Origin of the sequence: Tateyamaria sp. Alg231-49 (assembly GCF_900143535.1) — a bacterium.
Lineage (GTDB): Bacteria > Pseudomonadota > Alphaproteobacteria > Rhodobacterales > Rhodobacteraceae > Tateyamaria.
In genome coordinates, this window is the sequence record NZ_FRFA01000037.1 from 1 (window position 1) to 7,761 (window position 7,761).

At 50.5% G+C, this 7,761-nt stretch carries 7 protein-coding genes; 6 read left to right on the plus strand and 1 reads right to left on the minus strand.

Annotated features, from left to right (window positions below; translation table 11 throughout):
* From DHN60_RS22095 to DHN60_RS22120, 6 genes are all read left to right on the plus strand, one after another.
* The coding region (locus DHN60_RS22095; RefSeq protein ID WP_159089348.1) for an integrase core domain-containing protein at window positions 1-417 on the plus strand (417 nt) is incomplete at its 5' end.
* 532 nt (window positions 418-949) lie between these two features.
* Window positions 950-1,993, plus strand: coding sequence for a PLP-dependent cysteine synthase family protein (locus DHN60_RS22100; protein WP_108839455.1), 1,044 nt, complete (start codon window positions 950-952; stop codon window positions 1,991-1,993).
* 88 nt (window positions 1,994-2,081) lie between these two features.
* Entirely contained in the window at window positions 2,082-2,552 is a 471-nt protein-coding gene (locus DHN60_RS22105) for a MaoC family dehydratase (RefSeq protein WP_108839456.1), read from the plus strand.
* Window positions 2,553-2,571: 19 nt separating this feature from the next.
* Window positions 2,572-2,988, plus strand: a complete 417-nt coding sequence (locus DHN60_RS22110) for a VOC family protein (RefSeq protein WP_108839457.1) — start codon at window positions 2,572-2,574, stop codon at window positions 2,986-2,988.
* Window positions 2,989-3,450: 462 nt separating this feature from the next.
* Complete coding sequence (locus DHN60_RS22115; protein ID WP_108839458.1) at window positions 3,451-6,819, plus strand: DEAD/DEAH box helicase family protein; 3,369 nt, start codon at window positions 3,451-3,453, stop codon at window positions 6,817-6,819.
* A gap of 96 nt (window positions 6,820-6,915) precedes the next feature.
* Window positions 6,916-7,323, plus strand: a complete 408-nt coding sequence (locus DHN60_RS22120) for a hypothetical protein (RefSeq protein WP_159089349.1) — start codon at window positions 6,916-6,918, stop codon at window positions 7,321-7,323.
* Window positions 7,324-7,439: 116 nt separating this feature from the next.
* Here DHN60_RS22120 and DHN60_RS22125 read toward each other — a convergent pair.
* On the minus strand, window positions 7,440-7,761 hold a 322-nt coding region (locus DHN60_RS22125), incomplete at its 5' end, for an integrase core domain-containing protein (RefSeq protein ID WP_159089350.1).

The following is a 7,761-nucleotide window of genomic DNA, read 5'->3' on the forward strand; positions in this document are numbered from 1 at the left end:
GCTTTGGAAGCATCCGGTTGCGATCAGGTTCACGTCATCCACAAGCCGCGTCTGCTCAGCGACAACGGATCCAGCTACGTCTCTGGAGAACTGGCTGAATGGTTGCAGGACAAAGGCATGAAGCACTCTCGCGGCGCTCCATATCATCCTCAAACCCAAGGCAAGATCGAAAGGTGGCATCAGACCCTGAAGAACCGCATCCTGCTAGAAAACTACTTCTTACCGGGTGATCTCGAAGCCCAGATCGAAACCTTCGTCGATCATTACAATCACCAACGCTACCATGAAAGCTTGAACAACGTCACGCCCGCCAACGTCTACTTCGGCAGGGACAAAGCCATTCTACAGGAAAGAGAAAGGATCAAACGAAAGACACTCGAAGCGCGGCGCTTGCATCACGGACAACGCGCCGCATAATGCAACCAACCAGATGAGCCAAACTCTCTCTTAGTTCAAGCCGCCATTGGTTCCAAAAACCCTGACGACGGACACATACAACACAAAAACCATGCGTGACTGCTTCAGTTGCGTCAAACAAGCTTAGGGATAGGTTAGTCAGCCCCGAGCCATCACTGAGTGCAGGCAAAAACAATAGCTGCGTGACAAGGTCAGAAGCGAAACGGGCGGGTTATCTGTGATCTCATTATATTGAATGCCAGTGTCTGGTATCCGTCTTCGACAAGGTTTGTTCCTGACACAAAGCTGGCAGCCGATTGGCAAGGAAGACTGTGGCTGCTGCAACTTATTTTCTAGCTGTTTCTCTGAGTAGAACACGCGGTCAACTTTAGCCGATGTCAGCACTTTTACTTTGGGCTCGATGCCGTCATTCAGCGAGTTTTTGTGAGTGTCCGCTGTGTCGCGTTGAGCGGCCGTTCGTTGCATTGCTATGGACTTTAGAGACGACTTACCCACGGATGTTGGGGTCATAGCATAAGGATTGAGTAGCGGTATGGATAATTGGATTGTGGAGTCGATTAGGAAGATCAACGCGGATGCACATCGCTCTGCCGATACGCACCTTTTCAAACTTCCAGTTCATGGGCTCAATTGCGTAGATATATATCTCAAGGATGAGAGCACTCATCCAACTGGTAGTCTTAAGCACAGACTTGCGCGTTCGCTTTTCCTTTACGCGTTGGTAAATGGGAAGATCAGAGAGGGGACACGAGTAATCGAAGCTTCTTCCGGCAGCACTGCGGTCTCAGAAGCTTATTTCGCACGTATGATAGGCGTGCCTTTTACCGCAGTTCTCCCAAAATCCACCGCTAAGAGTAAAATTGATCTGATCCGTTTCCAAGGCGGGGAAATTCACTTTGTGGGTTCAGCGCCTGAAATGCACCCGGCTTCGGTCACACTTGCAGAAAAGGTCGGCGGCTACTTCATGGACCAGTTTGCTTTTGCAGAAAGGGCGACTGATTGGCGGGGCAACAACAACATTGCAGAGAGCCTTTTCCAGCAAATGGAGCAAGAACCGCACCCAATTCCTTCGGTGATCGTGATGAGCGCGGGGACTGGTGGGACCTCTGCAACACTCGGGCGATACATACGCTACAAAGGCCACGACACTGAGCTTGTTGTTGTAGACCCGGAAAACTCTGTCTTCCTTGAGAGTTATCAGACTGGGAACCGAGGCTTGATCCGCTCCTGCTCCAGCCGAATTGAAGGGATTGGGCGACCAAGAGTGGAGAAGTCATTCCTGCCCGATGTCATAGACCGAATGATACAAGTGCCAGATGCTGCAAGCATTGCAACGATGCTCTGGCTCGAAAAGCAGATCAGACGAAGGGCCGGGCCTTCGACAGGTACAAACCTTTGGGGAGCCCTACAAGTTGCGCATGAGATGGAAGCAACTGGACGATCTGGCTCTGTTGTCACCGTTCTTTGTGACGACGGAAACCGTTACCTAGACACCTTCTACAATCCAGAATGGGTGATGGAACATATTGGCGACACCGCTTCATATACTGCGAACTTGGAGAAGCATCTGTCATAGTGGGTTGTCGCGGCTTTGTTGTACAAATCGGTTGAAGCTCTGACTTCCCCTTTCCCCTGACGGAGTTACCCCAGAACGCGAGGCAGAAATGACAAAACCCCAAGATGGCCAAAACTATATTCCCTTCGAGAGCTTTGAGGTGGGTCAGAAGCAAAGTTTTGGCGCCTACAAGGTGACCGAAGAAGAAATCATAGAGTTTGCACAGAAATACGATCCACAGTTCTTTCATTTGGACCATGAAGCAGCCAAACAATCGCTGTTTGGCGGTCTGTGTGCGAGCGGTTGGCACACATGCGCAATGACGATGTCTATGCTAGTTGCCAACATGGATGCAAATGGTCGATCCCTAGGGTCCCCGGGGATTGATAACCTCAGGTGGCTTCTCCCTGTGTACCCTGGCGACGTGCTATCAGTGCAGATGGAGGTCACGGATACAATTCCTTCAAGGAGTCGCCCAAACATTGGAGTGGTTGTCAGTAAAGTCTCCGTCAGCAATCATGATGGCAAGGTCGTTATGGAATTTACCAGCAAGGGGTTTTTCTCTCGTCAACAGACATGAGCGAAGGCAGTGCGAAAATATGAAGCTAGAATTCCATCACATCAACTACGTGTCCGAAGACGTAGACCGACTGCATAATTTCTATACTGAAGTTCTCGGACTGGATGATATCCCGATCCAGACTTTCCCTCGTTCAGAGGTGACAGACCAGCGAGGCTATGCGGGCAAGATTAAGTTTGCAACGGATGGTCGAATGCAAATGCACCTGGCTGAAAAGAACCTTCAGGTAGCGTTCAAGAATGGTGAAGTCATCAATCCTGTTGAGCGGGGCCACATCGCGTTCAGGACGGATGACATTGAGGCCTTCAAGGCAATGCTAGAAGCAAAGGGCATTCCATACTCCGACTACGGCACTGCGTTTGCTAAGGAATGGCATCAAGTTTTCTTCCATGATCCGGAAGGGAATGTAATCGAGGTTCATCAGGCCGTTGCCTAGGGCGCACTGTTCGAAAACCTGCGAACGCCAACGATTGCTCTAGGTAATTCCTCGGCAACTTGCCATCATCAGGTTTGAACATCGCCAAGCGCCACGGATCGCTGCGGTTAACTTGGCGATTGACCGGAAATCCAAAGAATTTGGCCAGTTCTCCAAAATCGTTGGCGACCGCGGTGAACATATCAACCGTGTCAGGCGGACCAGGTATTTGGCGTTTTTCGTAAGTGGTGGGGGCCCGTCTGGCACCTAGCGCGGTGTCGCAATTTTTCCCCAGTGCAGCACTGCGCGTACTTTTTAGCGCCGGTTCACGGAAAATTAGAGGGTTACAACATGCTGCATTCATCTACAACGGACGATAAATTCGCCCATCAAATTGCGAAACCCAGTTTCTGGCGATGTCTTGAAAGACGGAATGTACAGTATAACAGTTTAATTGAACGTCCTTAATCTAAGGCTTGTTACTTGTTTTCACTCCCAGAGTGGCTGCGCTCAAAGCCAAAGCAGCTCGTTGAAGCAGACCAAAAGCTCGCAAGCGAGCTTGATGCCGAACCAATTGCAAAGGTCGGCACTAATATCGACCGGCCCGTCATCAATCTCTATCGGCCCCATATAACTTCTGGCGATTGTTTGATTGTAACTGGGTATCAAGATTTTCTTTCGTCACTTTCCATTTTGATGAAGGAATTGCCTGAGCTGAAGGACCCGGAAGACGAGAGTGACGTCCGCATCCGAATTTCGTTCGGAATAGACACTGCAAATTCTAAACGATTTTCAAGTTCTAAGCCCGTCTCTGAAGAAATGAAACTCTACTGGCTGGAACGCTCCGGGCTTCAGGTGGAAGAGGATCACGATCTTATCGCGGTGCTGGCAAAACACGCCATTCAATCCGGGAAAATAGATTTGCGTATTTTCGATCCGGAACTCGCAAAACGCAAGTTGGGGATATCTGGAGATCGACGGTTACACTCAAAAATCGTCTGCTCACCAAAAGGTGCCGTCGCCGGGTCTGCAAACTTTTCTTATTCAGGGCTCTACAGGAACATTGAGTATGCCGATGACTTGGATGCGGGCACTCACGAACTTCAGGTCGAACGCACAGAAGCCGCTGAGCAGGCTTGGGATGTGTCTGTCGATTGGAATACCGAAGCACTAGAAATCCTCGAAAAACTTATCAAACCGGTAACCGCAGAAGATGCGATGGCGCGAACGATCTCAGAGCAGAAGGGATTCGAACCTTGGCTGACCGGCGACCGAAAAGAGATTACGAGTCATACGCTGTTTGGGTACCAACAGGAGCTGACTTATGAGGCATGTTCCATCGTATATGATCACAGTATTGCCTTTGTAGAAGCGCCAACCGGTTCTGGAAAAACAGAAATTGGTTGTCACCTAGCAGAAGCTTTGTCGGAGACATTCTCAAAAGTGGTGCCCCGCTCTCCGGTCCATGGAGTTGCTCGAAAAAATGCAGCTGTAATTGCCCCACCCAAAGTTATACCCAGTTGGCGCAAGTACTCGACAAATTCACTCCATCCGGTCGCAAACAGTAGGCTTGCAAAACAACATCTGCGTGGTGCTGGAGATGATAAAAGGTCCGGCCTGAGGCTAGATCAATTTGGCATCCTCATAATCGACGAAAGCCACACAGTTACACCGGGCTTTGAACAAGCATCTCAAATGGCCTCAGCCATCGAACTTGCGCCGCCAAGCTGGAATGTCTGTCTGTCGGCAACGCTCCTCGGGAACCGGGATGTTGACTGGTTGACCCATATGCAGGAGAAGCGGGCGTCCATTTTCATGACCCCGACCTTCATTCAGGCCATGGGTGATTTGTTCGAGCGCGAAACCCACGTTCCCAAGGATATCTTCAACCAGGATGCGCCACTGGCAGTTTTGTCAGAACCTGATACGACGCTCACGCGAGAGGCTCGCACTGAACTCGCTCAACTGGTGTCGCCGTTTTTGACACGCAGACAAAGGCGATGCATTGGCGAGAACGAAGATCCGACCGAGCACAGTTACCCAAGGCTTGAAAACCATGGGCGCCCAAAGAAGTTGAAGGTGACAAAGCCTCAGCAAACGCGACTAGATGAGATTGTGGCCCTCTGCAAAGAACTTGCGCCAGGCGGCAGGGTGACCGCTGTCGAGAAAAGCCGTTTCGGACATGTAAGCACGCAACAAAGCACCCAAGATCAACTCTACATCCGCAACCTTTTGAACATTCTACGTGTAAACGCGGCACAGGCCCATTGGGAGATGTCTCATGGCGCGATTGGCAAGTCCCTGCGCGACTTCGAACGTGGTGGAAAATCGAAGAAAACAGTATCGCATCGTAACCAACCAAATATGTTCGCCGCACTAGGTATTGCAGAACCTGAACCTACAAAGAAATGCGACGCTCTAAACCAGAAGCTGGGTCTCAGTGTTCTCAAGGAGCTGGATGAAAAGCGGTACGAAGCGTGTCTCAGAATTCAAGAAGACAAGAACAGGGTCGTATTTCTTGCGGAAAGGACGGACACACTTGAGATTTTTGCAGAAGCATTATCGCGCAAAGGTCATCACACCAACTATGTCGTGGGCAAACAAACCAAGGGTGAATATCGTGCCGTAAAAGCAATCTTTGGCGATGGTCCCGATGGCTTCAAACGTATTGAACAAGGTAAGTCTGTAGAGTCCTATTTCCGTCCCGGTGGAAAGAATGAACCTAAAGGGTCCGCATCTGTGTTTCTGACTTACAAGATGGCTGAAGGTATCAACCTTCAGTCGTCAGACACGCTGGTGTTGCTTGGCCTGACCTCAAACCTGAAAGAGCTCATTCAAGGCTTGGGTAGGATCGACCGGATCGATAGTGAGTTCGGGGTCGTCAATTATCACCTTGTTGATGTGCCGGTAGGTCAGTTTGCATCTGACGAGAAAATCACCCAGCGCATAGAGAACTACAAAACTTTGGCAGGAGAGGCATTAATCGACGCCGTCGTAGAAGAAAGCACAGAAGACGCAGAACTGATCCTCGAAAGTGTTGTTGAATATCTGCGATCCCCGCGGCGACTTCGTGACAATAACTTTCACGACGTGCTGCAACGCACCAAGGAAACAATCCCTGAAGACCGTTACAATTTCATCGACAAGGCTAAAATCCAAGGCACTTGGGGCGCCGAGTTGGCGCTCTTATCGGCCCGCGACAAGTTCACAGCACTGCACCTCAAGGGATTAAACAAGAGCAACAGCTTCTTCCCACCTCGTCTAATTCTACTGAAAAACGAAGCCTCAAGCCTGACTTTGGAACGCGATCAATTGGCCTGTGCCAAATACTTGGAGACCGCGTATGAGCGCACCAGAAGCCTAGGTAAGGAACACTCTCACATGTCGTTGGAAGACCTGTCTGAAGCGCTAGCGATAATTTCAGAGCAGATAGGCAGACTGACCGAGTGGGACTTGCGCCCGGCGCGTGTTGAAAGCCTCATGAAAGCCTGTGCCGAATTCATGGGGCGCAAGAGCGGTGTCGCGCATAGTGATCAAGAATTTTTTGGTCATCTGTCACTGCCCGCTGTGGAAATGGTTTGTGAAGCGTGGAGCCGTGAGCTTGATCCCTTCTGGGAACAAGTAAAACACGAAGTGCGCGACAGCTTCGCCTATGAGGATCTTCCTAAGGGATACATTGCTCTTCAAGCCATCTTGGAAAAGCTCGAGCACGACCATCAGGCTTCTGCTGAGATCCATGAAAAGATGATACGCGTCATCGAAGAAGCGGACGAGGTTTCACGCGACCACGAGCCGGCTATCGGACGGCGCATTTCGGCAGTGTTTTTTTCGGATGGTGCAGGCGAGTGTTAGGGGCAAGCGCTTCGGACCTTTGCTCATAAGTCTGCAAATCTCATTTTGACCCAAGAGACTAGGTTCCGGACATTTGAAATGTTCAGAAGCAGACGTTTGAGCGATGCTGAAATACAAGAACTGGGCTTCGGGGTGGACTCAGTGTTTTGGGAGTCTGACGATCTTGGAGTTCTGGCTGGCACACTTACTGCGCACCGTCCAACCGGAGACTTGAAGGCGACGGATAGTCAGGATCTGGCGTTTATGTCGGACTTTTGCGAGGGCGATTTTGCCAGTTCATCTCAGAAGGCCGCACATGTCGAAGGTGTCAGCCAGCGCGAGCTGCATGGAATTTGTCGGCTAGATGATAGTGAAACACATACAATCGTGACAAAAACTGATCTTGGCGAGCACACACTCTACAACATCGTTATTTTCTACGACGGTGAGAAGGCCGGTGAGGTTGCCCGTAAAGAAGCTACCGGTAACATCGCTATCCACTCGGCCAGTTACGCCTCTGAGTGACTCTTTTAAGGTCTCACAGTAGCTGCATTAGGAAGTAGCCGCTCCAGCAGGCCCAAACACTTGAGTGTATGTTTGATGCAGTTGGCTGAAATTGCCTATGCAATTGGCGCCTGTTCCTAGGTGTTCAGTCCCGGCATTTGGTGGATCGGATTTAGGATGAATCGATCAGGCTCTGAAGTCCAGATCTTGCAGATGTATTCGTAAGGCGTGAGGCCGTTGAGGGTCTTTAGCCTGCGTGCGAAGTTGTATGCGTCCATGAAGTCCACGAGGTGCGTGCGTAGCTGATCATGGCTATCGTAGTGGTATCGTTTCACTGTTGCGTCCTTGATCGTGCGGTTCATCCGCTCGACCTGGCCATTGGTCCAAGGAGTGTTTGGCTTCGTCTGCCGGTGCTCTGTCCCATTTGCTCCGCAGATCATGTCGAAGCGCTTTTGCCGC

What these genes read in the sequence shown, in the direction of transcription:
- DHN60_RS22100 (WP_108839455.1), top strand. Translation starts at nt 950, where the DNA reads ATGGATAATTGGATTGTGGAGTCGATTAGGAAGATCAACGCGGATGCA.
- DHN60_RS22105 (WP_108839456.1), top strand. Translation starts at nt 2,082, where the DNA reads ATGACAAAACCCCAAGATGGCCAAAACTATATTCCCTTCGAGAGCTTT.
- DHN60_RS22110 (WP_108839457.1), top strand. Translation starts at nt 2,572, where the DNA reads ATGAAGCTAGAATTCCATCACATCAACTACGTGTCCGAAGACGTAGAC.